At 60.4% G+C, this 25,432-nt stretch carries 24 protein-coding genes; 11 read left to right on the top strand and 13 right to left on the bottom strand.

The window, feature by feature from the left end; all coding sequences use genetic code 11:
- Positions 1–43 precede the first annotated feature (43 nt).
- From HKK55_RS03535 to HKK55_RS03515, 5 genes are all read right to left on the bottom strand, one after another.
- Positions 44–337 carry a YcgL domain-containing protein gene (locus tag HKK55_RS03535; protein ID WP_169353390.1) on the bottom strand — a complete coding sequence of 98 codons (294 nt, stop codon included), beginning with the start codon at positions 335–337 and terminating at the stop codon, positions 44–46.
- Positions 334–1,467, bottom strand: coding sequence for a ribonuclease D (gene rnd, locus HKK55_RS03530; RefSeq protein ID WP_169353389.1), 1,134 nt, complete (start codon positions 1,465–1,467; stop codon positions 334–336). The genes HKK55_RS03535 and rnd overlap by 4 nt, the downstream gene beginning before the upstream one ends.
- Before the next feature lie 122 nt (positions 1,468–1,589).
- On the bottom strand, positions 1,590–2,249 hold the full coding sequence (locus tag HKK55_RS03525; protein ID WP_169353388.1) for a class I SAM-dependent methyltransferase: 660 nt from the start codon (positions 2,247–2,249) through the stop codon (positions 1,590–1,592).
- Positions 2,250–2,322: 73 nt separating this feature from the next.
- A complete protein-coding gene (locus tag HKK55_RS03520) occupies positions 2,323–3,972 on the bottom strand; it encodes a phosphoethanolamine transferase (RefSeq protein ID WP_169353387.1) in 1,650 nt (549 codons plus the stop codon).
- A gap of 163 nt (positions 3,973–4,135) precedes the next feature.
- Positions 4,136–5,509: a glutamine synthetase family protein gene (locus HKK55_RS03515; RefSeq protein WP_169353386.1), complete on the bottom strand. Its 1,374-nt coding sequence runs from the start codon at positions 5,507–5,509 to the stop codon at positions 4,136–4,138.
- Positions 5,510–5,897: 388 nt separating this feature from the next.
- On the opposite strand from HKK55_RS03515, the gene HKK55_RS03510 reads away from it, so the two are divergent.
- Complete coding sequence (locus HKK55_RS03510; RefSeq protein WP_169353385.1) at positions 5,898–6,674, top strand: transporter substrate-binding domain-containing protein; 777 nt, start codon at positions 5,898–5,900, stop codon at positions 6,672–6,674.
- On the opposite strand, the gene cynR is transcribed toward HKK55_RS03510, so the two are convergent.
- On the bottom strand, positions 6,649–7,515 hold the full coding sequence (gene cynR / locus HKK55_RS03505) for a transcriptional regulator CynR (protein ID WP_169353384.1): 867 nt from the start codon (positions 7,513–7,515) through the stop codon (positions 6,649–6,651). The two genes, HKK55_RS03510 and cynR, sit on opposite strands and share 26 nt — an antisense overlap.
- Before the next feature lie 112 nt (positions 7,516–7,627).
- Between cynR and HKK55_RS03500 the strand changes: the two genes are divergently transcribed.
- From HKK55_RS03500 to HKK55_RS03490, 3 genes are read left to right on the top strand one after another with little or no spacing between them, the layout of a single operon-like run.
- A complete protein-coding gene (locus tag HKK55_RS03500; RefSeq protein WP_169353383.1) occupies positions 7,628–8,287 on the top strand; it encodes a carbonic anhydrase in 660 nt (219 codons plus the stop codon).
- 27 nt (positions 8,288–8,314) lie between these two features.
- Positions 8,315–8,785: a cyanase gene (gene cynS, locus HKK55_RS03495; protein WP_169353382.1), complete on the top strand. Its 471-nt coding sequence runs from the start codon at positions 8,315–8,317 to the stop codon at positions 8,783–8,785.
- Between the two features lie 54 nt (positions 8,786–8,839).
- Positions 8,840–9,679 carry a cache domain-containing protein gene (locus HKK55_RS03490; protein WP_169353381.1) on the top strand — a complete coding sequence of 280 codons (840 nt, stop codon included), beginning with the start codon at positions 8,840–8,842 and terminating at the stop codon, positions 9,677–9,679.
- 823 nt (positions 9,680–10,502) lie between these two features.
- Here the strand turns inward: HKK55_RS03490 and HKK55_RS03485 are convergent.
- Positions 10,503–12,020 (bottom strand): MDR family MFS transporter, encoded by a 1,518-nt coding sequence (locus HKK55_RS03485; RefSeq protein ID WP_169353380.1) that lies wholly within the window; start codon positions 12,018–12,020, stop codon positions 10,503–10,505.
- Between the two features lie 72 nt (positions 12,021–12,092).
- On the bottom strand, positions 12,093–13,277 hold the full coding sequence (gene pobA / locus HKK55_RS03480) for a 4-hydroxybenzoate 3-monooxygenase (protein ID WP_178128868.1): 1,185 nt from the start codon (positions 13,275–13,277) through the stop codon (positions 12,093–12,095).
- A 188-nt stretch (positions 13,278–13,465) separates the two neighbouring features.
- Between pobA and HKK55_RS03475 the strand changes: the two genes are divergently transcribed.
- Positions 13,466–14,353, top strand: a complete 888-nt coding sequence (locus HKK55_RS03475) for a helix-turn-helix domain-containing protein (protein WP_169353378.1) — start codon at positions 13,466–13,468, stop codon at positions 14,351–14,353.
- Here HKK55_RS03475 and HKK55_RS03470 read toward each other — a convergent pair.
- Both HKK55_RS03470 and HKK55_RS03465 read right to left on the bottom strand, forming a co-directional pair.
- Positions 14,346–14,522 (bottom strand): hypothetical protein, encoded by a 177-nt coding sequence (locus HKK55_RS03470; RefSeq protein ID WP_169353377.1) that lies wholly within the window; start codon positions 14,520–14,522, stop codon positions 14,346–14,348. The two genes, HKK55_RS03475 and HKK55_RS03470, sit on opposite strands and share 8 nt — an antisense overlap.
- Positions 14,523–14,622: 100 nt before the next feature.
- Positions 14,623–15,528, bottom strand: coding sequence for a LysR family transcriptional regulator (locus tag HKK55_RS03465; protein WP_169353376.1), 906 nt, complete (start codon positions 15,526–15,528; stop codon positions 14,623–14,625).
- A gap of 114 nt (positions 15,529–15,642) precedes the next feature.
- On the opposite strand from HKK55_RS03465, the gene HKK55_RS03460 reads away from it, so the two are divergent.
- Positions 15,643–16,509: an MBL fold metallo-hydrolase gene (locus HKK55_RS03460; RefSeq protein ID WP_169353375.1), complete on the top strand. Its 867-nt coding sequence runs from the start codon at positions 15,643–15,645 to the stop codon at positions 16,507–16,509.
- A gap of 31 nt (positions 16,510–16,540) precedes the next feature.
- Positions 16,541–17,155 carry an NAD(P)-dependent oxidoreductase gene (locus HKK55_RS03455; RefSeq protein WP_169353374.1) on the top strand — a complete coding sequence of 205 codons (615 nt, stop codon included), beginning with the start codon at positions 16,541–16,543 and terminating at the stop codon, positions 17,153–17,155.
- Positions 17,156–17,257: 102 nt separating this feature from the next.
- On the opposite strand, the gene HKK55_RS03450 is transcribed toward HKK55_RS03455, so the two are convergent.
- Positions 17,258–18,130, bottom strand: a complete 873-nt coding sequence (locus HKK55_RS03450; RefSeq protein ID WP_169353373.1) for a LysR substrate-binding domain-containing protein — start codon at positions 18,128–18,130, stop codon at positions 17,258–17,260.
- A gap of 115 nt (positions 18,131–18,245) precedes the next feature.
- Here HKK55_RS03450 and HKK55_RS03445 point away from each other — a divergent pair, with 115 nt between their 5' ends.
- The 4 genes from HKK55_RS03445 (at position 18,246) to HKK55_RS03430 (ending at position 23,732) form a co-directional block, all read left to right on the top strand.
- Positions 18,246–19,871, top strand: coding sequence for a 5-guanidino-2-oxopentanoate decarboxylase (locus HKK55_RS03445; protein WP_169353372.1), 1,626 nt, complete (start codon positions 18,246–18,248; stop codon positions 19,869–19,871).
- On the top strand, positions 19,868–21,310 hold the full coding sequence (locus HKK55_RS03440) for an aldehyde dehydrogenase family protein (RefSeq protein ID WP_169353371.1): 1,443 nt from the start codon (positions 19,868–19,870) through the stop codon (positions 21,308–21,310). Before HKK55_RS03445 ends, HKK55_RS03440 begins: the two co-directional genes overlap by 4 nt.
- A gap of 135 nt (positions 21,311–21,445) precedes the next feature.
- Complete coding sequence (locus HKK55_RS03435) at positions 21,446–22,633, top strand: cyanate transporter (protein ID WP_169353370.1); 1,188 nt, start codon at positions 21,446–21,448, stop codon at positions 22,631–22,633.
- A 163-nt stretch (positions 22,634–22,796) separates the two neighbouring features.
- Entirely contained in the window at positions 22,797–23,732 is a 936-nt protein-coding gene (locus HKK55_RS03430; RefSeq protein ID WP_169353369.1) for a LysR family transcriptional regulator, read from the top strand.
- Between the two features lie 60 nt (positions 23,733–23,792).
- Here the strand turns inward: HKK55_RS03430 and HKK55_RS03425 are convergent, their stop codons facing one another.
- Positions 23,793–24,155, bottom strand: coding sequence for a 5-carboxymethyl-2-hydroxymuconate Delta-isomerase (locus tag HKK55_RS03425; RefSeq protein ID WP_169353368.1), 363 nt, complete (start codon positions 24,153–24,155; stop codon positions 23,793–23,795).
- Positions 24,156–24,215: 60 nt separating this feature from the next.
- Complete coding sequence (locus HKK55_RS03420) at positions 24,216–25,403, bottom strand: low temperature requirement protein A (RefSeq protein ID WP_169353367.1); 1,188 nt, start codon at positions 25,401–25,403, stop codon at positions 24,216–24,218.
- Positions 25,404–25,432 lie beyond the last annotated feature (29 nt).

Genomic DNA, 25,432 nt, shown 5'->3' with positions numbered 1-25,432 from the left:
CGATTCCATTTCATGAACGTGCCCCTGACGGGACACCTCCCGATCACATCGGGTCGTTGCGGCGCAGCAGTTCGTCAGGCAAGTGCTCGATGTACTCGTCCTCGGCCGGCGGCATTTGCAGGTGATACCCCTGCTTCTCGAGGTTTTCCAGAACTACTTCGATGTCTTCGCGGGACAGCTTGCGCGCCGGGCTCAGTACCAGGTCAAAGGCGTGGTGAGGCTTGCCGAACGCCGCCAGCAGGGTCTCCGGAACGCGCTCCAAGGCATCGCTTTTCAGCACATAGAGGTACATCTCGTTTCGTTTCAAGCTGCGATAGATGGAGCAAATACGCTTCAAGGCTGTTCTCCGGCGGTGGCCAGGCTGTCCAGCAGCGCCTGGCCCATCAACTCGCGGCGCCAGCCACGCAGCGAGTCAGGCAATTGGTAAGGGCCCTCGGGGTAGCCACTTTTGACCAGGGCTTCGAGAGTTTTCTTGCGCAGCATCAGTTCCGGCGCCATGTCGAGGCGTTCTGCTTGCGCCTGGCCGAGGGCACGCAGCTGCTTGATCAATACAGCAGCATCTATCGGCAAAGGCTCGGCAACCGCCGGCGGCCATTGGTCCATCGACACACTGCCGGCACGTTTGATCAGGTCCAGCAGGAACTCGCCGTCCTGACGCACAGTCCGTGGGTGCATGTCTTCGATTTTTGCCAGGGCGGCGAGGTTATCCGGCTGAGACTTGGCCAGGGGCCATAACGAATGCTCGCGAATGATCCGGTTGCGTGGCAGGTCACGGGCGCGGGCTTCCTGCTCACGCCAGGCACACAGTTCACGCAGCACGGCGAGCTGGGCCCGAGACAGTTTCCAGGCCAACTTGGCGTCGCGGTAGACCTCGTAAGGGTCAACTTCCCGGCGCAGGTTGGCTACCAGCTCAGCGCCGTCGTCCAGGACCCAAGCGTATTTGTCGTCAGACAGCTTGGGCCGCAGGCGTGTGTAGACCTCCGCCAGATGCACGGCGTCTTCGGCGGCGTAGCTGATTTGCGTCTCGGACAATGGCCGCTGCAGCCAGTCCGAGCGGGTTTCGCCCTTGGGCAACTCGATATCGAGGACGGCTTGTACCAACCGCGAATAGCCCATGGAAAAGCCCAGGTTCAGGTACGCGGCCGCCAATTGGGTGTCGAACAACGGCACCGGCAGGCTGCCGGTCAGGCGCAGCAACACTTCCAGGTCTTCGCTGCAGGCGTGCACCACCTTGATCACCGCCGGGTTCTCCAGCAAGGCGGCCAAGGGTTGCCAGTTATCGATGGTCAAGGGGTCGATCAGATAAGCGCGAACGCCATCACCGATCTGGATCAGCCCGGCAATAGGGTAAAAGGTGTCGACCCGCATGAATTCGGTGTCGAGGGCGACGAATGGCAACTGCTGCCATTGGGCGCAATGCTGGCCGAGGCTATCGTTGTCGCAGATCCAGTGAATATCGATGGCCACACGGCTCTCCCTTGAAGAATGGCGCGCAGTATATATCGCTAAAGGGATTTGCGAGCATCCGCAGTGCAAGAGCGGCCATGAAAACTCTGACAGGAGCCGAAGAATAGTCCGACAGAAGCGGATTAGCCTCTTTTACGCAGGATGTACACCCGCCACATGGCCGAACCTGGCAGGAATTCCTGGTGGTTGAGGATCTTGAAGCCGGCCTGTTTGAACTCCGCTTCCACCTGTGCCCGATGACTGCCTGAGGCTGTCGGGGCCAAGCCCTGGGCAGCGAACGCCTTGTAACCGGCGTCACTGTTTACCGAGACAATCACCGTGTCGCGGCTGACCCGATGAAACTCCTGCAGCAGCGCCAAGCGCCCTTCGGCACTGGGCACATGGCGAAACAACTCCAGGCAAAAGATGCAATCCACGGCGTTGGCCGACAGGCCGATGGAAAATGCCGAGCCCTGAAAGGTCTTCACGCGCTTGAGCAACGCCGGGGCATGGTGGGTGCGGGCATGGTCGAGCATGGCCTGGGAGTTGTCCGATGCCAGGATCACCCGGTTGCCGTGCTCGGCCAACACCGGCCAGAAACGACCCAAACCGCAGGCCAGATCGAGGATCAAGCCTGGCTCGCCGGCGATCTTCAGCGCATTGCGTACCAACCGCTCATCACGCCATAGCGCCAGTCGACGCCACAGCCCGGGCGGACGCGTGTCGCCACAGACGCGGGCGTGCTCACGATCATAGCGCTCGGCAAATTCAATCTCGATGGAGGACGGTGGTTGCGACGACATCACACGACTCTTGTGGGTGGTTCAGACGCAAGGAGCTTAACTACCGGCGCGTGAAAAAAAGGTCGAAAAAGGTTCAATGTTTGGCGAGTACACCGTCAGCCACTGCCGTGCGACAGCCGGCGAACATATCCAGGCCTGGGTTGTAGGCTTGGGTGTTGACGTCCAGCAGGCCCAGCATCGAATGAAACAGATTGTCCTGGCTCAAGGGTTTGTGACGACTCAGTTGCAGGCAATGAGTATCCACCGAAAAAGCTGACTGATAACTGTCTGAGAACCAGGCCAACATCGCCACATGTTTCTGCTGATCCGGGGCCAACATGTACGGGGTGCCGTGGAGAAACAGGTTGTATTCCCCCAGGGACTCGCCGTGGTCGGACAGGTAGAGCATGGCGGTATCAACCTTCTGCTGATTGCTGCGCAGCACGTTGATCAGGCTGGCCAGCACATGATCGGTGTAGACCAGGGTGTTGTCGTAGCCGTTCACAATACTTTCGCGGCTGCAGGTGTTCAGGGCATTGCTCTCACACACCGGGGTGAAATGTTCGTACTCCTTGGGGTAACGCTTGTAGTACTCCGGGCCATGGCTGCCCATCTGGTGCAGCACCAGCACGGTGTCCTTGTCCAGGTTGTCGATGAACGCCTGCAGACCCTGCAGCAGGATTTCGTCGCGGCATTCGCTGTTGGCACACAGCACCGGGTCCTTGAGCTTGCTGACATTCTGGACCGTCACCCGATCACAGGTGCCCTTACAGCCAGATTGATTGTCGCGCCAGATCACCTCGATACCGGCGCGCTTGAGCACGTCCAGCAAGCCTTCCTGGTTTTTCGCCTGGCTGGCGTTGTAGTTCTTGCGACCCATATTGGAAAACATGCAGGGCACCGACACCGCCGTTTCGGTGCCGCAGGAGTGCACGTCGGTGAAGGCGATCAGGCCGCTTTCCTGCGACAACTCGGGAGTGGTATCACGGTCGTACCCCAGAATACCGAAGTTCTCGGCGCGCGCACTCTCCCCCACTACCAGCACGGTCAGAGACTTACGGGTGTGGGCTTGCCAGGCGGGACTTTTCTGCGCGTCTTCGGCGATGGTATGGAACGGTTGCCGGGCAGAAACTACCTGTTCGCGCAGGTAGCCAATGGAGGCCCCCACGTAGTTGCTCGGCACGATCATCAAATGCAGTTCATGGTGGTTACGAAACAGCGACGACAACCCCTGGTAGTTGATCAGGGCTACACCACCGATCACCGCAACCGAGGCAACACTCACCAGCACTTTGCTCAAGACTTCACGGTGCCAGCGCCGATAATTGATCGGGGTTTTCCACAATAACCAACACGGCAAAATGCCCAGCAACAAAACATAGGCCAGCAACTTTAAAGACAGCAGGTCGCGCACTTCAGTCGCGTTGGTTTCGGCAAAGTTGCGAAACATGGCAGCGTCGATCAACACCCCATACTGGCTCATGAAATAAGCCACGCCGGCACTGATCAAAAACAGCAACATCAAGACCGGCTTGAGCACCCGTCGAAAGGCCAACAGCGTCAGCACCAGATTGAAGCCGAATAGCAGCATGACGGCGAAAGCTGCGCACATCAGCCACCCGCGGGTGTCGAGGGTGACAATATCTGCCAGGTGCTGCCACAGAACGAGGTTGAATCCCAGCAACAGAAAAGCGCTGGCGATCAGGGTAATAATCTCGGGGCGGACGGGTTTGACGCTAAACATAACGCTCTGCTTGGCCAGGAAATAAGTGCCGCCAGGAAAAAACCCCTTGGTAGCGACGGCACGGACTGTAAGCAGGCGTCTATCAATTTTTCGTGAAAATAATAGGAATAAATAGTGGGAGTGAACAATTACCAAACTTTCTGTTTACTCCCGGAAGAACCCGTCAGGCCTGATGCAGGTACCAGCGCCAATCCTGCTCCCCGACCTCCCCCATGAACTGACGGTATTCCGCACGTTTCACCGCCAGGTAAACCCCGAGGAACTCACTGCCAAAGGCCCCCCGCGCCCAGGTCGAACCCTCCAGCGCGCGCAAGGTGGTCAGCCAGTCAGTGGGCAGCAACTCTTTAGCTTGGGCATACCCGTTGCCTTCCACCGGAACACCCGGGTCGCGCTGCTCGCGAATACCTCGGTGAATCCCCGCCAGAATCGCGGCGGCGGCCAGGTACGGATTGGCATCGGCGCCGCAGATACGGTGCTCGATATGCCGGGAAAACGCCGGCCCGCCAGGCACGCGCAGGCTTACAGTGCGGTTATCCACGCCCCAGGTCGCTGCCAGCGGTGCGTAGCTATTGGTCTGGAAGCGTCGATAGGAGTTGGCATTGGGACAGAACATCAGCAGTGAATCGAGCAAGGTACTGAGCATGCCGCCCACCGCCTGGCGCAACAGCGGCGTGCCATCGGCAGCCTCGCTGGCAAACAGGTTGTTGCCGTCTCGGTCGGCCAGGCTGACATGCATGTGCATGCCGGTGCCCGCCAAGTCGTCGAATGGCTTGGCCATGAAACAGGCGGTCATCCCGTGCTTGTGGGCGACGCCCTTGACCAGTCGCTTGTAGCGCACCGCCTCGTCCATGGCTTGCAGGGCATCGCTGCGGTGCTCAAGGGTGATTTCCACCTGCCCCGGGGCATACTCGGAAATCGCCGTGCGCGCGGGAATACCCTGCAGTTTGCAGGCGCTGTACAGGTCGGCCAAGAACGGTTCGATCTGTTCCAACTCCCGCAAACCATAAACCTGGGTCGAGCGCGGACGACTGCCATCGACATCGCGCGCAGGTTGCGGCCGGCCGTTGCTGTCGGGCTTCTGATCGAGCAAATAGAACTCCAACTCCGCCGCCATCACCGGGTAGTAACCGTCGGCCTTGAGCCCGTCGATCACCTTGGCCAGCAAATGCCGAGGATCGGCCACGGTGGCGGGCATGCCTTCCTCGGGGTGCATGCTGACCTGCACCGCCGCTGTCGGAATCAACCGCCAGGGCATGCGCTGCAAACTGCCACTGACCGGGTACGCGCGACAATCGATGTCGCCCACTTCCCACACCAGGCCGGAGTTTTCCACGTCGTCACCATTGATGGTCAGGCCGAGGATGGTGCTGGGCAGCGGCCGACCGCTTTTATAGACCGCCAGCAATTCATCGCGGTGCAACAACTTGCCTCGGGGTACGCCGTTGTTATCGAGGATAAACAACTCGAACATCTCGATATCCGGGTTCAGGTCAAGAAAGGACTGGGCTTCATGCAGGGTGGCAAAGGCGGTGCTCATGGAGAGTCCTCATACGTTCGCGTCAGGCAGGCGCGCAGGCGCTGCCGGTCAGATGCGCGGGGCATCCACGGGGACAATCAACGTAAAGAAGCAGTATCCGGTGGGCGTGCATGGCGGCAGTGCCACAACGCCCAGAAGGCCAACTCGGAGGGCAATGCATCGGCAGAGGTTCGTCGACGAGCCGGACGGCTGGACGCGGTAGCGCCGGGCGGTGTCTCGGGGTGAGTGTCGGAGGAACCGTCCATGCAAGGATCACAGTGAAGAGATGCCGGGCAGCGTCACATGGCTGGATAAGTCGTTCAATTCAGTCTTGACGGAGTTTGGTTGTGCCCAGACTAAACATTTGAAAATATGGGGCCCCGCTTCTGCCCCCCAAGGACTCGCCCGCATGAAAGCTCCGTTGACACTTTGCCTGCTGACAGGTCTGGCGCTGCCCGCGTTGGCCGCCTCCCCCGCTTCGCGCCTGGACGAGGTGATCCAGCGCGGTGAAATGACGGTCTGCAGCACCGGTGACTACAAGCCCTACACCTATTTGCGCGCGGACGGCAGCTATGAGGGCATCGATATCGCCATGGCCCAGTCCCTGGCCAAAAGCCTCGGCGTGCAGGTCAAGTGGGTGCCTACCACCTGGAAAACCCTGATGCCGGACTTCCTCGCCCAGCGTTGCGACCTCGCCGTCGGCGGTATTTCTGTGTCCCTGGAGCGGCAGAAAAAAGCCTTCTTCAGCCAGCCGATGAATGTCGACGGCAAAATCCCTTTAGTGCGCTGTGCCGATGTGTCGCGCTATCAGACCGTGGAGCAGATCAACCAGCCTCAAGTCCGGGTGATCGAGCCGGCGGGCGGCACCAACGAAGTCTTCGCCCGGGCGCATCTGGGCCAGGCGCAATTGCGGCTGTTCCCGGACAACGTGACGATCTTCGACGAATTGCTGGCGAACAAGGCCGACGTGATGATCACCGACGCCAGCGAGGCCCGTTACCAGCAGAAGCTCAAGCCTGGGCTGTGCGCCGTGAACCCCGAGCGTTACATGCAATACAGCGAAAAGGCCTTCCTGCTGCCCCGGGACGATGTGGCCTGGAAAAGCTACGTCGACCAGTGGCTGCATTTGAGTACGGTCACCGGGGTGTATGACGGGATCGTCAATCAGTGGTTGGCGGCGCCTTGATCAATTCGATAAACGCCCGGCAAGCCGCGCTGCGATAAGCCCCTTTGCGACTGAGCAACGCCGCCGTGCGTTGCGGCAACGCCGGGTGAATGGGCACCGCACTCAAGCCCACCTGAGCCCATGCAATCGCACTGGGCAGAATGGTCGCCAGCGTCGTGTTACGGACAATCTCAATGATTGCGCTGATGGAGTTGGCTTCCATAGCGATCTGCGGTTTTACGTCCTGGCTGCGGCAATAGTCATCAATGTAGCGTCGGGTGGCGAAGCCCGAGTTCAACAGCACCAGCGGTTGTTGAAGCCAGTGCTGGCCACCCAGGTCCGGATGGCTGGCGCTGACCACCACACTCAACTCCTCGACAAATAATCCCTCGCACTCGATATCCGGCAAGTGCTCGCCGGTAAACCCGATACCGATATCCAACTGATCCTGCGCCAATGCCGCTTCGATACGGTCTTGAGTCAGCTCCTCGACGCTCACCACAATCCCCGGGTACAGGCTGTTGAACTGCGCCAGCAACGGACCGATCAGGTAGACGGTAAACGTCGGGGTCATGGCCAGGCGCAAGTTGCCACGACTCAGGTCCTGCACGTCATGCATCGCCCGCGTACCAGCCTGCAGATCCTGCAAGGCCAGCCGCGCAAAACGTACATAGGCCTCACCTGCATCGGTCAACCGTACGCTACGCCCGGTGCGATCCAGCAACGGCGCACCGAGGGTGTCTTCCAATTGCTTGATCTGTTGCGACAAGGTCGGCTGGGACACATGCAACGCTTCGGCAGCGCGGGTGAAGTTGCGGTGCTCGGCAACGGCCAGCAAGTAGCGGATATGGCGTAGCAGCATATGAGGGCGCTCAACTATAGGTATGACTTATAGAAACCATAATAAGCCGGTCTTGGACGCTATAGCTGAAAACTTCCATCCTTGCCCCATCAGCGACGCAAGGAGAACCACCATGCAGCATCTCATCGACGGTTTCCGCAAGTTCCAGAACGAGGCCTTTGCCCAGCGCAGCGACCTGTTCAAACACCTGGCTACCACCCAGAACCCCGGCACATTATTTGTGTCCTGCTCCGACAGCCGCGTAGTCCCGGAGCTGTTGACCCAGCAGGAACCCGGCGACCTGTTTGTGATCCGCAACGCCGGCAATATCGTGCCGTCCTACGGCCCGGAGCCGGGCGGCGTGTCAGCCACCGTCGAATATGCCGTAGCCGTACTCGGCGTCAGCGACATCGTGATCTGCGGTCACTCCGACTGCGGCGCCATGACCGCCATCTCCACCTGCAAATGCCTGGATCACCTACCGGCCGTGGCCAATTGGTTGCGCCATGCCGAATCGGCCAAGGTGATCAATGCGGCCCGTACCCATGCCTCCGACGAGGCCCGGCTGGACTCCCTGGTACGGGAAAACGTGGTCGCGCAACTGGCTAACCTCAAGACTCACCCCTCAGTCGCCCTGGCGCTGGAACAAGGCCGGCTGAACCTGCACGGCTGGGTGTATGACATCGAAAGCGGCTGCATCGCCGCCCTGGACGGCACCACCGGACGTTTTGTGTCCCTGCTGGAAAACCCGCAGACCCGTGCGGTCTCGACCACACCTCAACACGCTGCATAACCCCTGTTTACCCAAGAGGAAATCACCATGTTGCAATCCCAATTCGCTCAAACCCCACGCTTGGCCCTGGCCGATACCGTTATCGACATCAAGACCCGCAAGAACCTGTCATGGCAGGACCTCACCGACGGCACCGGCCTGAGCCTGGCGTTCGTCACCGCCGCCTTGCTGGGCCAGCACCCGTTGCCCAAGGACGCCGCTGACGTGGTCTGCGACAAACTCGGTCTCGACCAGGACGCCAGCCGCCTGCTGCAAACCGTGCCCCTGCGCGGCAGCTTCCCGGGTGGTATTCCGACGGACCCGACCATGTACCGTTTCTATGAAATGCTCCAGGTCTATGGCTCCACCCTCAAGGCCTTGGTCCACGAGCAATTCGGCGACGGCATCATCAGCGCCATCAACTTCAAACTGGACATCAAGAAGGTCGAAGACCCGGACGGCGGCTCCCGCGCAGTGATTACCCTGGACGGCAAATACCTGCCAACCAAGCCATTCTGATTACCCGACAACCGTCTACGCTCTTGGGACACTGACAAGAACGAGGGACGGGCAATGAAGGCAATGCTCCGCATCACCTGGCTGTTACTGTTGTGTTTCAGCCAGGTGCACGCCGCCACCACGCAAGACAAAGACGCCCAAGCCGCCAAAGCCCTGCTGGAAAAGGCCTTGGCTTACTACCACGACTATGGCGACAAGGCCTTCGCAGCCTTCAGTCGTCAGGGCGAGTTTGTCGACAAGGATCGCTACGTATTCGTGGTCGACACCAAGGGCGTTCTGCTGGCCAGTGGCGGGCCCTCCTCCGCGTTGATCGATCGGGATATCTCCGAAGTACTGGGGCCGGACCTGCGCAAATCCTTCAAGGATGTGCTGCTACAGCCCGAGGCCAACGGTATTCAGCAGGCCGACTACCGGTGGCAGAACTGGAACGACGGCAAGGTCGAACGCAAGCACGTGTTTTATCAGCGCATTGGCGATCGCATTCTCGCGGTGGGCTATTACCTGCCACGGGCCTCGCCGGAGCAGGCCAAGGCCCTGCGGGACAAGGCAGTAGACGATCTGGCGAAAGATGAAAGCGGCACGCTCAAGGCGATCAATGCGATGCAGGGTGGTTTTCTGCAGGATGATCTGTATGTGTTTGTGGTTGACCTGGATACCCAGCGGTACGTGGCTCACGGGACAAATTTGCGGTTGGTTAATACCGACTTTGGCAAGATCAACGACCCGGAGGGTAAGCCGGTGGGGGAACCGATCTTGAAGCTGATGGCTGAGCAGGATCAGGGGGAATATCAGTATCGATGGAAGAACCCGGTGACGGGGAAGGTTGAGGATAAGCATGCCTATTTGCGTAAGGCTGGGCGTTTGATGGTGGCTGTGGGGTATTACAGTCCTTGAGGTTTTGGAGGGGCTGGGAGGGGGCATATCCGTTGCTGCGGTAATGGCTGCTATTGGTTCCGCTCTTACAGCGGGTCACTTTTGGAAAAGAGCCCCAAAAGTAACCAAAAGGGCTCTTGCCCCACCACTCGGCACCTCGCCCAGGCTCGGTGTGCCCTCACTCCGGCATTACTCCGTGGGCCGCCGCGACGGGCCATCCATGGCCCAACGCGGCTAAACCGGCGTCCTGCCGGTTTACCCACTGCGTAATACCTGCGTTCGGCCAGCGTGGTTTAACGGGGCGCCTAAGATCACAATCAAAAGCACGGCGGCCTGAAAGCCGACCTGAGTGGTAGAAGCAAAGGCAAGGGCCAGAGCGAAAGCAGATCTGCTTTTCTGTGGGAGCTGGCTTGCCTGCGATGGCATCACCTCGGTGTTCCTGAAAGACCGAGTTGCCTGCATCGCAGGCAAGCCAGCTCCCACAGTAGACCGTGCTCGCTTTTGATTTTGCCTTCGCTTCACACCACTCAAGCCGGCCGGTAGGCCGCTGTGCTCTTGATCTGCTTTTGACTTTGATCTTAGGCGCCCCGTTAAACCACGATGGCCGAACGCAGGCATTGATCCGTGGGTAAACCGGCAGGACGCCGGTTTAGCCGCACTGGGCCAGGGATGGCCCATTGCGGCGGCCCACGGAGCAATGCCGGAGTGAGGGCATGCCGAGCCAAAGCGAGGCACCGAGTGGTGGGGCAAGAGCGTTTTGGTTACTTTGCCGCTTTTGCAAAGTGACCCGCTGTAAGAGCGGAACCAATGGCGGCCATTACCGCAGCAACGGATATGTACACCATCAATTAACCTTGTCCTCCCGCCCCCGCAACACCCGATTAGGCATCGCAACCGCCGCCGCCAACCCCAACAACGACACCCCCGCACTCACCATCAGCAAATGCCGAAACGTCACCAACAACTCCCCCCGCAAAGCATCCTGCGCCGGCCCTGGCGCCGCATTAAGCCCATCGAGCAACACATTGCCAGAACTGCCCTCCGCCACCAGCGCCCCACTGGCCAGATGAGCAAAACTGGAATCCTGCAACAACGCCAACAGCAGCGCCGACATACATGCCACCCCCACCGCACCACCGAGGGAGCGAAACAGGTTGGTGGTGCTGGTAGCCACGCCAATGTCCCGTTGTTCCACCGAATTCTGCGTCCCCACCAAGGAGGTGGGAAACTGCATACCCGCAGCAATCCCACTGAGCAACATGAACAAGCTACTCAACAGCAACGCCTGCGGCGCACTGAACGCCATGCCGAGGATCGCCAACGGAGTCAACAACGCGCCGGTAAGGATCATCGGTTTGTAGCGGCCAGTCACCGAGGTCATGCGCCCGGCAAAATAAGCGCCCATCGGCAAACCAATAGCCAATGGCAACAAGTGCAACGCCGCGCTGTCGGCACCGGCGCCGGTAACGGTCTGGTAACGCAAAGGCATCAGCACGATCAGCGAAATCGCCTGGAAGCTGGTAAAGAAAATCGTGCACCAACACAGCACCGCACTGCGGTTGGCGAACAGGTGCATCGGCAGCAAGGGTTCGCGTGCCCGGCGTTCATGCCAGACAAACACCGTCAGCGCCACCAGGGCGCAGACCAGCAACCCCAAGACTTGATCGTCACGCCAATGGTGGCCCTGGCCGATTTCAGTGATGCCCAGCAACAGCGCGGTCAGGCCGATGATCATCAGCAAGGTGCCCAGATAGTCGATGACAGGTTTACGTTGCGGCACTGGCAGCCCCACCAGCGTGCGATGTGCCACCCACCAGGCGCCCGCGCCCAGCGGCAGGTTGATCAGGAACACCCAGCGCCAGGACAAGTATTCAGTCATATAACCGCCCAGCACCGGCCCGGCGACGCTCGCCACCGCGTACATGCTGCTGAAATAGCCTTGGTAGCGACCGCGCTCACGGGGCGGGATGATGTCGCCGATGATCGCCTGGCTCACCGAGATCATCCCACCGGCGCCAATGCCCTGGAGGATCCGCGCCAACACCAGTTGTTCCATGCTTTGCGCCATGCCGCAGAACAACGAAGCAATAGTGAACAGGCCCATGCCAATCAGCATCATCGGCCGCCGCCCGTACAGGTCACCAAGCTTGCCGTAGATCGGCACCGCCACCGTCATCGCCACCATGTAGCCGGAGATAACCCAGGCCAGCAGGTTGACGTCGTTGAACCGGGCGGAAATGGCCGGCATCGAGACGGCGACGATGGTCTGGTCCAGCGCGCCGAGAAAAATCGCCATCATCAAGGCGACCAGAACACTGCGGATGGCGGGTTTGGGCTGAACGGGCTGATTGAGGTTGGTCACGGCTGAACCTGCAGGCAAGCCCCACGGGTAAAAGGGCCCGCAGGAATGCTTGTCAGTTTACTCGATAGCCCGCTATTCGATAGCCTCGTAAGGAAGTCCGACGTAATTTTCTGCAATGGTTTTGCGCCCAGCTTCGGAGCCGACAAAGTATTCCAATTCGCTCTGGGCAATGCGCTGGCTGAAGCCGTCCGCCTCCGGGAACTGATGCAGCATCGAGGTCATCCACCAGGAAAAGCGTTCGGCCTTCCAGATCCGCCGTAAACAGATCTGTGAGTATTTCTCCAGCAAATCCACACGCCCCTCGCGATAGACCTTGAGCAGGATATTGAACAAGGTACTGACATCGCTGGCCGCCAGGTTCAAGCCCTTGGCGCCGGTGGGCGGCACGATATGGGCGGCGTCTCCCAGCAGGAACAGGCGGCCGTACTGCATGGGTTCCACCACGAAGCTGCGCAGAGGCGCGATGCTCTTCTCGATGGACGGCCCAGTCACCAGTTGCGCTGCCAACCCTGCTGGCAGGCGGGCCTTGAGTTCATCCCAGAAGCGCTGATCGGACCAATCTTCGACAGCCTCTTCGGCCGGCACTTGCAAGTAGTAGCGGCTGCGCGTAGGCGAACGCATGCTGCACAAGGCAAAACCGCGCTCATGCTTGGCGTACACCAGTTCATCATGAATCGGTGGGGTTTCGGCCAGGATCCCCAGCCAGCCAAACGGATAGACCCGCTCGAAAACCTTCACATGCTCGGCCGGGATCGACTGCCGCGCCACACCGTGGAAACCGTCGCAACCAGCAATGTAGTCACATTCCAGGCGAAACGACTCGCCGTCATGCTCGAACGTCAGCCAGGGCTTCTGGCTTTTCAGGTCATGGGGCTGCACATTGCGGGCTTCATACAAGGTGACGGCACCCGCCGCTTGGCGTGCCGCCATCAGGTCGCGGGTGACTTCGGTCTGGCCGTAGATCATCACCGTCTTGCCACCGGTCAACGACTTGAGGTCGATATGGGTCAATTGCCCATTCAGCGCCAGCTCAAACCCGTCATGCACCAACCCTTCGGTGTCCATTCGTCGGCCTACACCGGCTTGGCGCAACAGGTCGACCATGCCTTGTTCCAGCACGCCGGCACGAATCCGCCCGGCGACGTAATCGGGCGTCTGACGCTCAAGAATCAGGGTCTCGATGCCTGCCTCGTGCAACAGTTGGCCTAGCAGCAGCCCGGAGGGACCGGCGCCGATGATGGCGATTTGGGTTTTCAACGTTTTCATTATTTTTATGGCCCGTAGCTTTCCGCGAACGTATTCGGTGAAAGAGTTGTCATTGGTCTTGGTGCTGGCATTTTTCACTTGAATGGCCAGCATCAGAAGGTGAAAACTGATCCAAAGCCTGCGCTTTTTGCCAATCGGGGCGATTACCGCACCACTATCCTGAATATCGGATTGAAACCATGACCAAAACTGCCACTACCGCGATTCCGGTCTTCAAGCTGTATGGGGAAAACCAGCAATGGCCGACCCCGGATCTGTTGCACTGCGAAACCATCTCCCGGCGCAGCCGCGAGTATCAGTGGGAGATTGCACCGCACCGGCACGCGGACCTGTGTCAGTTACTGTTTGTGTACAAGGGCCAGGCGCAGTTGGAGATCGAAGGCCAGCGCACGGTGCTGAACGAATCGACGCTGCAAGTGCTGCCGCCGCTGTGCGTCCATGGCTTTCGTTTTTCCGAAGAGGTTGAAGGTTATGTCGTGACCCTCTCTGCACCGCTAGTGGTGCATTTGCAGGGGCAGTTGGGTTCGGCGGTAGACGGCTTGAGTGCCCTGGGCAGTTACCCTGCTGGCCAGGATGGTGACTACCTCAACAGCCTGTTTTCCCGGCTGCAGGACGAGTACGCCGATGACCAGCCCGCGCGCGACATGATGATGCACGCCCTGGTCAGCGTGCTGCTAGTGTGGATCAGCCGCCAGGCCATCCAGCGCCGTCATCCTCGGGCGCCCCGGGGACGCGAATATTTCCGGCACTTCACCCAATTGGTTGAACAGCACTACCGCGAACACCCGAAAATCGAGGACCTGGCCCATAAGCTGGGGATTTCGGTGTCCCACCTCAATGGCACCTGCCGGGAACTGGGCGGGCAACCGGCGTTGCAGATCATGCACGACCGCCAATTGCTGGAGGCCAAGCGCCTGCTGACCTACACCAGCATGACCATCAATGAAATGTCGGAAGTGTTGGGGTTTTCCGACCCGACCAACTTCTCACGGCTGTTTCGCCGGCGTGTCGGGTTCTCGCCCAAGGCGTTTCGAGAGCAGTTGAAAGCCGATCAGGACGTTACCTGAGGGCGCTCAAGCTGGCGGTTTGGGGAATGCAATGGTCACGGTCGCAACTGGCAGCCAGGCTCGGCTTCATGCGGGTCTGTTCGACGCGATAGGCGGCCGTGCCATACAACGCCGTGGCGGCAGCGCACAGGGTGAAAATCGTCAGATACTTTCTTGTTTTGATCGACATGATGCTGACCTCTGATCCGATCAAGAAGGTGCTTCAATCAGCATAGATCAGACAGGGCACACCGCCATTATGGGGCGGTATTCAACACCTTTATGACGCGTTAAAGACCGATATCCCACACCGGGTCTTCGGGAAACCTCAACACCAGGAAATCCAGCAGGCTGCGCAGCGCCGACGGCATGTGTTTGCGCGAGGCATACACCGCGTACATGTTCATCTGCCGTGGTTCAGCCTCGGGAAGCAGGCGGATCAACTGGCCGCTGCGAATATAGTCCCCGGCCTGGTAGCTGGGCAGCATAGAGACCCCCGCACCGGCCAACGTCGCTCTTAACAGCGTGCTGGCCTCGTTGGCGCTGATGTTGCCTTGCACTGGCACCGAGACGTGTTCGCCACCCTCTTCGAAATGCCAGAGGCTTTTGCCGAAATAGGAATGGGTCAGGCAGTTGTGTCGGGCGAGGTCCTCCACCTTGTGCGGTTGCGGATGTTCCAGCAGGTAAAGTGGTGATGCACAAATCACCGAGCGGCAGACCGTGAGCTTGCGGGCGATCAGGTTGGGGTCCAGGTCGTTGCTGGTGCGGATGGCCAGGTCGATGCGCTCATCCACCAGGTTCACCGTACGGTCGAGCATTTGCAGGTCGACAGAGACCTGCGGGTAGCGCTTGACGTATTCGGCCATGGCATCCGCCAACTGCGCCTGGCCGAAGGAGGTGCTGACACTCAGGCGCAACAGGCCCCGTGGGGCTTCGTCCGGTTCGCTGACGGCGGCTTGCATGTCACTGCACAGTTCCAGCATCTGGCGACAACGGGGCAAGGTTTCGCTGCCGGCGGCAGTCAGGCTCAGCTTGCGTGTGGTGCGATGCATCAACCGCGCGCCCACCCAATCCTCCAGCTCCGCCAGGTAACGCGACACCACCGGGCGTGACAGGTCCAGATGATCGGCAGCAGCCGACTGGCTGCCCAGGTCCACCACCGTGACAAACACCCGCATTGCTTGAAGACGATCCATGATTTGCCCGATTTCAGAAACAAACTATGTTCAAGCATCGCATTTTTTGCTGCGTTCAGTGCAACTAAGCTCTGTTCATCGCCTGCCAAGGCCTATCGACTGCTGGAGTTGCACATGTTCTCGATCCTCAAGCGTTTTGCACTGGCTTCGGCTGCCCTGGGCTTTGCCGCCCACGCCGCAGCCGCCGACCTGAGTCTGGATGTCTACAACCCAGGTGAAGCAGCAATTTTCCCGGTCAGTTCGGTACTGGTCAGCGGCCAGAAAGACGCGATCCTGGTGGACGCCCAATTCGGCAAGGGCCAGGCCGAGCAACTGGTGCAGAAGATCCGCGCCAGTGGCAAGCAACTGACCACCATCTATATCAGCCACGGTGACCCAGACTATTACTTCGGCCTCGATACTCTGATTGCGGCCTTCCCTGACGCCAAGGTGCTGGCGCCACAACCGGTGGTGGATCACATCAAAGCCACCGTGGCCGGCAAACTTGAATTCTGGGGGCCGAAAATGGGCGCCGATAAGCCCGCCAAAACCATCGTCCCTCAAGTGCTTGAAGGCCATGAGCTGACCCTCGAAGGGCAGAAACTGGAAGTGATCGGCCTCGACAGCCCGCAGCCGGACCGCAGCTTTGTGTGGATCCCGTCCATCAAGGCGGTGGTTGGCGGTGTAGTCGTGGCTGAAAACATCCATGTGTGGATGGCTGACACCCAGAGCGCGAAATCCCACACGGACTGGCTGGCCACCCTGCAACGTATCGAAGACCTGAAACCGCGCACCGTGGTTCCAGGTCACTACCTGGGCACACCGTCGCTGAAATCCGTGGCGTTTACCGCTGACTACATCAAGGCCTTCGACGAAGAAACCGCCAAGGCCAAGGATTCCGCCGCACTGATTACAGCCATGAAAAAGCGTTACCCGAACCTGGCCGACGAAAGCTCCCTGGAGCTGAGTGCCAAAGTCGCCAAGGGCGAGATGAAGTGGTGAAGTGTTTCAACCTACCGTACTGGAGAACGTCATGAGCAAGATCGCAATTATTGGTGCCACCGGTCGTGCCGGTAGCCAACTGCTGGAAGAAGCCCTGCGTCGCGGCCACACCGTTACGGCCATTGCCCGAAATACCGACAAGATCGGCGTACGCCCTGGTGTGACGGTCAAGCAGGTGGATGCCCAGGACGCCAATGCCCTGCAACAGGCCGTCGCCGGCAACGACGTGGTGATCAGCGCCGCACACTTTGCCACCCTGCCCGCCAGCGCTGTGATCGGCCCGGTGAAGAAGGCCGGCGTGAAACGCCTGTTGGTGGTGGGCGGTGCCGCTTCGCTGTTGCTACCGGGCGGTGGTCGCGTGTTCGACAGCCCTGGTTTCCCGGCGGAGTACAAGGCTGAAGCCGGCGCTGGGATTGAATTCCTCAACGCCTTGCGTCAGGAAAAGGAGCTCGACTGGACCTTTCTGTCGCCGTCGGCGGAGTTTGTCGAGACTGAGCGCACCGGCAAATTCCGCCTGGGTCAGGATGATTTGTTGGTGAGCAGCGAAGGTCGCAGTTGGATCAGCTTTGCCGACTACGCGATTGCGTTGATTGATGAAGTGGAAACGCCGAAGCATTCGCGCCAGCGGTTTACTGTCGGTTACTAATCACCTGTAGCCACTGCCGAGGCACGAGGCTGCGATGCGGGACGCAGGACCGCCCTCGGGGGCCGCTGCGCAGCCCATCGCAGCCTCGTGCCTCGGCAGCGGCTACACAGGTTGAGTTTGCCCCACCAACCAGGTCAGCAACGCTTCAAGCCCCACCGACGGCTCCGTCCCCGGCGGATACACCAGGTAATACCCCATCCCTGTTGGCACCCTCAACTCAAACGGCATCACCAGCCGCCCGGCCTTGAGGTCTTCGCCGATCAACGCGCTGTCGCCAATCGCCACGCCCGAACCCTGTGACGCCACGGTCATGGCCAAGTCCAGCGTCTCGAAATGATGCCCCTGGTTCAAGTTACCCAATCGTGTACCTGCCGCCTTCAACCACAACGCCCAATCCCGCTCATCCCGCGTGGGGTGCAGCAGCACCTGCCGCTGCAAGTCCGCCGGCGTCTTCAACCCCTCCAGCAAGGCCGGCGCGCAAACCGGTGTGAGTTGCTCATCAAACAGATGCCGAGCCTGGGCTGACTGCTCAGCGATGGGCGCATAGATCACCGCCGCATCAAACTGCTCACGACGAAAATCCACGGTGTAGGCCACGGTGGTGGTGAGTTCCACCGGCACGTCCGGCCGTTCCTGTTGCCACTGCATCAACCGTGGCAGCAGCCAGCGCATGACGCAGGTGGAGGCCTTGAGTTGTAAAGTCTCGCGGCGGCGGCCGATCTGCTCCACCGCATCACCGATCAGGCTGAACACTTGCTGCGCCCGTAGCGACCACTCGCGCCCCTCATCGGTCAGGCTCAAGCCGCGGGCCTGGCGCTGGAACAGCGGGTAGCCCAGATGGCTTTCCAGCCCGGCAATTTGTCGGCTGACCGCGCCCTGGGTGATGTGCAATTGCTCGGCAGCACGGGTGAAGTTGCAGCACTGGGCCGTGACCCAGAAGGTGTGCAGTGCGGGCAACGGTGGGAGGCGTTTCATCGGGCAGCAGCCATGACGTGAGGACATGGCTAGTATGACTTTTTATCGATTGTTGCCGCTACAGCCCAGCCGTCCAATAGCGCCCTCGTCTCAATTAACAACAAGGGCTTTTGAAATGGCGACGTGTGGCGAAGTATTGGTCAAGCTGCTGGAAGGCTACGGCGTGGAACAGGTGTTCGGCATCCCCGGGGTTCACACCGTGGAGCTGTATCGAGGCCTGGCTCGTTCCAGCATCCGCCACGTCACCCCGCGCCACGAACAAGGCGCCGGCTTTATGGCCGACGGTTATGCCCGCACCAGCGGCAAACCCGGCGTGTGTTTCATCATCACCGGCCCGGGCATGACCAACATCACCACCGCCATGGGACAGGCCTACGCCGACTCGATCCCGATGCTGGTGATTTCCAGCGTGCAGTCCCGCAGCCAGTTGGGCGGCGGGCGCGGCAAGTTGCATGAACTGCCGAACCAGAGCGCGCTGGTGGCCGGTGTCGCGGCGTTTTCCCATACGTTGATGTCGGCCGCCGAATTACCGGGCGTACTGGCGCGGGCGTTTGCGCTGTTCCAGGCCGGGCGGCCGCGTCCGGTGCATATCGAAATCCCCCTGGATGTGCTGGTGGAGAATGCCGATGCGCTGCTTGGCAGTGAGCCAATCAGTGTCGCCCGGGCCGGTGCCGCACCGTCGGCGGTCAAGCAGATGAGCCAGTTGCTGGGAGCAGCCAGACGGCCGCTGATCCTGGCCGGTGGCGGTGCCATCGACGCCGCTGCCGAACTGACCCGCCTGGCCGAAACTCTTGGCGCACCGGTGGCCCTGACCATCAATGCCAAAGGCATGCTGGCGGCCAACCATCCGCTGTTGATCGGTTCCACCCAAACCCTGGTGGCCACCCGCGCGTTGGTCGCCGAAGCGGATGTGGTATTGGCTATCGGCACTGAATTGGCCGAAACCGACTACGACGTCACCTTCGCCGGCGGCTTCGAGATTCCCGGCGCCTTGCTGCGCATCGACATCGACCCGGACCAGACCGTACGCAACTACCCGCCGCAGGTGGCGCTGGTGGCTGACGCGCAGATCGCCGCCGAGGCGTTGCTGGAAGCGTTAAATCGCCAACCGTTGCCGCCTCGTCATGATGATTGGGGCGTCAACCGCGTCGCCCGCCTGTGGGCCGACCTGACACCCACCTGGGACGCCGCCACCCGCGCGCAAACCCTGTTCCTCAACACTGTTCTGGAAGAGCTGCCCGAGGTAGTGCTGGTGGGCGACTCCACGCAACCGGTCTACACCGGCAACCTGACCCTGAACCTCGATCAACCGCGTCGCTGGTTCAACTCGTCCACCGGCTACGGCACCCTCGGCTACGCCCTGCCCGCCGCCATCGGCGCTTGGCTGGGGCGTGGTTGCAGGGCGCCGGTGGTGTGCCTGATTGGTGACGGTGGGCTGCAATTCACCCTGTCAGAACTGGCCAGCGCCGTGGAGGCGCGCACACCGATCATCGTCCTGCTGTGGAATAACCAGGGCTACGAAGAGATCAAGAAATACATGGTCAACCGCGCTATCGAACCGGTGGGCGTGGACATCTACACCCCGGACTTTATCGGCGTGGCCAAGGCCCTGGGCTGCGCCGCCCAGGCCATCTGCGGCGTTGAAGAACTGCGTACGGCATTGCGCGCCGCCACTGACCGCCAGGGGCCGACGCTGATTGAAATCGACCAGGGCCGGTGGATGAAGGAAGTCTCGGTATGAGTGCCGCGCTCGAAGGTTTGTACATTAACGGTCAATGGCGCGCAGGCGTTGAGGTGCTGGAGGTGATCAACCCCGCGACCGAGGTCACCCTCGCTCAGGTCAGCGTCGGCGATGCCAATGCGGTGACTGCGGCGGTGGACGCCGCCAGCGCGGCCTTCCCGGCCTGGGCCAACACCACCGGCGCTGAACGGGGCGCGCTGCTGCGCAAGATCGCCCAAGGCGTGAGCGAACAACGTGAACGGCTGATGCACCTGCAATCGAGCAACAACGGCAAGCCGCTGTTCGAGGCCGGTATCGACGTGGATGACGTGATCGCGACCTTTGAATACTACGCCGGTGTGGCCGAAGCACTGGACGCGGGACAAGACCAGCCGGTGGCGCTGCCCAGCCACGATTTCAGTGCCCGCCTGCGCCGCGAACCCTGTGGCGTGGTGGGGCTGATCGTGCCGTGGAATTTCCCGATGGTCACCACTGCCTGGAAACTCGCCCCGGCCCTTGCTGCAGGTTGCTGCGTGGTGCTCAAGCCGTCGGAAGTCACGCCGTTGGCGGAGCTGCAATTGGCGACGATCATCGCGGCAGCGGGCTTGCCGGACGGCGTGTTCAATCTGGTCTGCGGCACCGGGCTTGCGGTCGGTGCGCCATTGGCGGCGGATCCCCGAGTGGCGAAAATTTCCTTCACCGGCAGCAATGCCGTGGGGGTGCAGGTGATGCAACGCGCCGCCGAAACCGTCAAGAGTGTGAGCCTGGAATTGGGTGGCAAATCGTCGTTGCTGGTACTGGCGGATGCTGATCTGGAACTGGCCGTGGAGCTGGCCTGTGGCGGCGGTTTCTTCAATGCCGGGCAAATGTGCTCCGCCACCAGTCGGGTGTTGGTGGCCGATGAGTTGGCGGATGAGTTCCTCATGCGCCTGCAAACCAAGGCCGAGAGTATTCGTGTGGACGAGCCGTTTGCCGAGGGTGTGGAGATGGGTCCACTGGTGAATCGTGCGCAGTATCAGCGAGTACTTGGTCATATCGAACGCGGTGTACAGGCCGGCGCGCATCTGGTGTGCGGCGGCAAACGGCCTGCGGACCTGCCCCACGGCTACTTCATCCGGCCCACGGTGTTTACCGAAGTGGCGCTGGACAGTGCGTTGTGGAACGAAGAAATCTTCGGCCCGGTGCTGTGTGTACGCAGCTTTGCCAACGAAGCCGAGGCGATTGCCCTGGCCAATGACAGCGATTTTGGGTTGGTGGCCAGCGTGGTCAGTGCTGACTTGAACGCTGCCGAACGGGTGGCGAATGCCTTGCAGGTGGGCCTGGTGTGGATCAATGCACCGCAGGTGATCTTCCCGCAAACGGCATGGGGTGGTTACAAGCAGAGCAGCATCGGTCGGGAGCTGGGGCCGTGGGGGTTGCAGGCGTTTCAGGAGATCAAGCACGTAATTCGGGCGGTGTAGTACACCTCAAGATCACCACATTTGATTTGTGTTAGGCCAATGGATGTATTTTTTCAATAGCCTCAACGACTTTCTCATTTGCCCCACTCCCTCCTGCGCGGCCTAATCATGCCCTTGTCATTTCAAGGCCCGCCCATGGAAACCGTTCGCGCAAAACCCACCACCGCCCTCTGGCTGATGATCAGTGTCGTGTTGGTCGCCCTCAACCTGCGACCGTCGATGGCCGCGGTCGGCCCGTTGTTGTCGTCGATTCGCGCCGATGTGCCCTTGAGCTTCAGCAGCGCTTCATTGCTGACCATGTTGCCGGTCATGGCCATGGGGCTGGCGATGTTCTTTGGCATGGGCCTGGCCAAGCGCTTCGGTGAGCACCGCAGCATTGTGCTGTCGCTGGTGGTGATTGGCCTGGCGACGGTGTCGCGGCTGTTTCTCAACTCGGCGCTGGAGTTGATCATCAGTGCCATCGCTGCCGGCGTGGGGATCGCGATGATCCAGGCGCTGATGCCGGCGCTGATCAAATCCCGTTTCAGCGATAACGTTTCGCTGTTCATGGGCCTGTACGTCACCGCCATCATGGGCGGCGCGGCCCTCGCTGCGTCCTTTTCGCCCTTCGTCCAGGTACGCACCGGCAGTTGGCGCATGGGCCTGGCAATCTGGGCGGTGCTGGCTGTATTGGCGCTGGTGTTCTGGTTCGCCCAGCGCTCGGCGCTGCCACCACTGCCGCAAACGGGCTCGGGGCCGCAGGAGTCGTTTTTCGGCAATCGTCGTGCATGGTTGCTGGCGATCTTCTTCGGTCTCGGTACCGCGTCCTACACCTGCGTACTGGCCTGGCTCGCGCCGTACTACGTGGAACAAGGCTGGAGCGAACAGAACGCCGGGCTGCTGCTGGGCTTTCTGACCGCCATGGAAGTGGTCTCGGGCCTGATCACGCCGGCCATCGCCAACCGACGCCAGGACAAACGTGGCGTGGTCGCGGTGTTGCTGGTGCTGATCATCGCCGGTTTCTACGGCCTGATTCTGTCTCCCCAACACTTGAGCTTGCTGTGGCCGTGCCTGCTGGGCCTGGGTATTGGCGGGTTGTTTCCGATGAGCCTGATCCTGTCCCTCGACCACCTGGACAACCCCCGCCGCGCCGGTGGCCTGACAGCTTTCGTGCAAGGCATCGGTTATTTGATCGCAGGCCTGTCGCCGCTGATTGCCGGGATGATCCGCGACCAACTGGGCAGCTTCGAATGGGCCTGGTGGTCGCTGACGGCGGTGATGGTGGTCATGCTGCTGATCGTGCTGCGCTTCGATCCACGGCATTACACCCAACATATTAAATAGCTTGAGCTAGAGCCTTTGGTCGCAGCGTCGTATTCAAAACACTATTTGTCCCACACCAAACATAGAAAGGAGCTACAGACCTTTCTATTGGTACGCTCGTTCCGTTAACATTTTGACCCTGTATTGCGCTGCAACAGCGCAAAGGGCTTATCGGACGGAATGGATGCTAAACAGCAACTTGCTTAGAAAGCTCGATATGCAGGACCTGATGGTGTTTATCGCTGTGTATGAGCAAAGCAGCGTCACCGAGGTGTCCGAAACCCTCTACGTCAGCCAGTCCACCGTGAGCTACAGCTTGAAGAAACTGCGCACCAGTTTCGAGGACGATTTGTTTATCAACACCCGGGCCGGTATGCGTCCCACGTACAAGGCCACCAGCATGTACGGCCATGTGCAGAAGATCCTGGAAAGCATCAACCTGTGTCATGCAGGCAGCCAGGCCTTCGACCCGAGCCAGGAAGCCGTGACCTTCAACATCTGCGCCCCGGAATACTTCGAGCAACTGATCCTGCCTCGGCTGCTGAAGAACTTCGATCACGCCGACCTGCCGGTGATCGTCAACGTGCAGAAGCTGGAAACCGACATCCCTGCCGAAGCCTTGCGCAGCGGCAGCCTGGACCTGGTGATCTGCTTTGGCCCGCACTTTCATCGGACCCACAAGGATCTCAAGACGCAAATGCTGTTGGAGGACGATCTGGTCTGCGTCTTCGATAAACGTTCAGCCCCTCGCGAGCCGACGTTCAGCTTGCAATCCTTTGTGGCCCGGCGCCACGTATTCCCCACGCCCTGGACCTCCGACACCAACATGATCGATGGCTGGCTGGCCCGCCAGGCCCACAAGCGCCAGGTGATTGCCCGGGCCAACAGCTACAGCGCGGCCCTGAAGATGATCACCGGCACCGACTTCATCGTCACCCTACCCCGACGGGTGCAGAAACTGCTGGCGGTCGAGCCGCTCTTCGGCCATTGCGAAGCACCCAACGGCCTGCCGGGGTTCACCCTGGAGATGCAATGGAATGAGTCCAGCGAACAGGACAACGCCAATACCTGGTTTCGCGAGCAGGTAGTGAAGGTGTGTGGGGTTCAGGGAGTGCTGTAGCCGCTGCCGAGGTACAAGGCTGCGATGCGGTCCGTAGGACCGCCCTACAGGATTTCGGCATCAGCCAATGGCGACTTTGCTATAGGAATCGCGATCGATATCCAGCAGCTCGACACTCAATTGAACTTGCACATCAGCAGGCCAAGCGCCCAAGTCCTGCAACACCGCCAGCAAGCTTTCCGATAACTGCTTCTTGACCTGCGGTGAACGCCCGCTGAGCAACGCCAGCCTCACCGCGACAAAACCCCGTGGTGACATGGCGGTGCCAACACGGAAACTCTCCACCTTCACCGCGCGGCTTTTGATATCGAACTCGGCCCCGAACTGACCGGAGGCCACCAGCGCATGATTGAGTCGCAGCAGGGCTTTGTCGGTGTCCAGCTCCGGCAGGTTGGCGGTGTATTCCAGGTGCAGGTGAGGCATGAAAAGCTCCGAGTTGCTGTAAGAAAAGAGTCATAGATATAGCACGAGACTGGACAGTGTTCAGTGTGAAACCACCGCACTGCTTCGCAGCGACAGGTTCTCCCATGCGGCTACCAGCACCAGCACTGCCGTGGTCAACGTACCCAGCACCAACGCCGAAAACACCTGCTGCAAGCCCAGCGGCAACAACACCAGCAACAGCACCAGGCCGCCCACGTGAGAGAACGGCGGCAATGGCCGATCGTTCATGACCCACTTGAACAACCCGCTGCCCAACAGGAACAACAGCGGCCCCGCAATGATCGCCACAATCCCGGCGTCACTGGCATGGCCTGGATGCACCAGCACCAGTTCATCGGCGACGGCACTGACGATGATCCCGGCGACAATCAACACATGCAGGTAGGTGTAGGCAATCCGCGCCTGGCGGCCGGGGTCGTCGGAGCTGGCAATACGGTGATGGGCGCGCTCAGCGCCGCTGTCGAAATAGATCCACCACAGGGCAATACTGCCGACCACCGCCACCAGGAACGCCGCCAGGCCGTCCAGGCTCAAGGGCAGCTCGGCGAAGGTTGCCCCGGTCACCAGCAAGGACTCGCCCAGGGCAATGATCACAAACAGTCCGCAACGCTCGGCCATGTGATTACCTTCCACATTCCAGTCCGTCAGGGTCGAACGCCCCATCCCCGGCACCCAGAAATACAACGATGGTGAAATCAGTTCGATCAGCAGCGCTACCGCCCAGCATGCCAGGCGTTGGTCACCTTCCAGCAACGCCCCGCTGATCCAAAACACGGCTGAACAGAGCAGCCATACCAGGATTCGTTGGAAGTTGCGGGTCATGTTCAGCGGCGCGGCACGCACCGCCCACAGCGCAAACAATGTTCGGCCGACCTGCATGAACACATAGGCGCCGGCGAATAGCAGGCCACGGTCGGTAAACGCCTTGGGGATCGACGACGACAGCAGCAACCCCGCCACCATCAAGGCGAACAGGCCAAGGCGGACCGGGATCTTTTCCGGGTCCAGCCAGTTGGTGACCCAGGAGGTGAAAATCCACACCCACCAGACCGCGATCATCATCAACGCCACCTGCACCGCGCCGCCGATGGACAAATGGGCCAACAGGGAATGGGACAGTTGGGTGACGGCAAAGACAAACACCAGGTCGAAAAACAACTCGACCATGCCGACCTTGCCACTGTCATGACTGCCGCGTCCGCGCAGCAATGAACGGGATGGGTTCATGGGTGGATCTCCATAGGGGTTACTAGCAG

The sequence above is a fragment of the Pseudomonas sp. ADAK18 genome, assembly GCF_012935695.1.
Classification (GTDB): Bacteria; Pseudomonadota; Gammaproteobacteria; order Pseudomonadales; family Pseudomonadaceae; genus Aquipseudomonas.
Note: the sequence above shows the minus strand (reverse complement) of the source record. Positions and strands in the feature narration are given on the sequence as shown.

Excerpts from the sequence above, each read along its gene's own strand:
- HKK55_RS03525 (WP_169353388.1), bottom strand. The coding sequence starts at position 2,249 with ATGTCGTCGCAACCACCGTCCTCCATCGAGATTGAATTTGCCGAGCGC.
- HKK55_RS03520 (WP_169353387.1), bottom strand. The coding sequence starts at position 3,972 with ATGTTTAGCGTCAAACCCGTCCGCCCCGAGATTATTACCCTGATCGCC.
- HKK55_RS03515 (WP_169353386.1), bottom strand. The coding sequence starts at position 5,509 with ATGAGCACCGCCTTTGCCACCCTGCATGAAGCCCAGTCCTTTCTTGAC.
- HKK55_RS03510 (WP_169353385.1), top strand. The coding sequence starts at position 5,898 with ATGAAAGCTCCGTTGACACTTTGCCTGCTGACAGGTCTGGCGCTGCCC.
- cynR (WP_169353384.1), bottom strand. The coding sequence starts at position 7,515 with ATGCTGCTACGCCATATCCGCTACTTGCTGGCCGTTGCCGAGCACCGC.
- HKK55_RS03500 (WP_169353383.1), top strand. The coding sequence starts at position 7,628 with ATGCAGCATCTCATCGACGGTTTCCGCAAGTTCCAGAACGAGGCCTTT.
- cynS (WP_169353382.1), top strand. The coding sequence starts at position 8,315 with ATGTTGCAATCCCAATTCGCTCAAACCCCACGCTTGGCCCTGGCCGAT.
- HKK55_RS03490 (WP_169353381.1), top strand. The coding sequence starts at position 8,840 with ATGAAGGCAATGCTCCGCATCACCTGGCTGTTACTGTTGTGTTTCAGC.
- HKK55_RS03475 (WP_169353378.1), top strand. The coding sequence starts at position 13,466 with ATGACCAAAACTGCCACTACCGCGATTCCGGTCTTCAAGCTGTATGGG.
- HKK55_RS03470 (WP_169353377.1), bottom strand. The coding sequence starts at position 14,522 with ATGTCGATCAAAACAAGAAAGTATCTGACGATTTTCACCCTGTGCGCT.
- HKK55_RS03465 (WP_169353376.1), bottom strand. The coding sequence starts at position 15,528 with ATGGATCGTCTTCAAGCAATGCGGGTGTTTGTCACGGTGGTGGACCTG.
- HKK55_RS03460 (WP_169353375.1), top strand. The coding sequence starts at position 15,643 with ATGTTCTCGATCCTCAAGCGTTTTGCACTGGCTTCGGCTGCCCTGGGC.
- HKK55_RS03455 (WP_169353374.1), top strand. The coding sequence starts at position 16,541 with ATGAGCAAGATCGCAATTATTGGTGCCACCGGTCGTGCCGGTAGCCAA.
- HKK55_RS03450 (WP_169353373.1), bottom strand. The coding sequence starts at position 18,130 with ATGAAACGCCTCCCACCGTTGCCCGCACTGCACACCTTCTGGGTCACG.
- HKK55_RS03445 (WP_169353372.1), top strand. The coding sequence starts at position 18,246 with ATGGCGACGTGTGGCGAAGTATTGGTCAAGCTGCTGGAAGGCTACGGC.
- HKK55_RS03440 (WP_169353371.1), top strand. The coding sequence starts at position 19,868 with ATGAGTGCCGCGCTCGAAGGTTTGTACATTAACGGTCAATGGCGCGCA.
- HKK55_RS03435 (WP_169353370.1), top strand. The coding sequence starts at position 21,446 with ATGGAAACCGTTCGCGCAAAACCCACCACCGCCCTCTGGCTGATGATC.
- HKK55_RS03430 (WP_169353369.1), top strand. The coding sequence starts at position 22,797 with ATGCTAAACAGCAACTTGCTTAGAAAGCTCGATATGCAGGACCTGATG.
- HKK55_RS03425 (WP_169353368.1), bottom strand. The coding sequence starts at position 24,155 with ATGCCTCACCTGCACCTGGAATACACCGCCAACCTGCCGGAGCTGGAC.
- HKK55_RS03420 (WP_169353367.1), bottom strand. The coding sequence starts at position 25,403 with ATGAACCCATCCCGTTCATTGCTGCGCGGACGCGGCAGTCATGACAGT.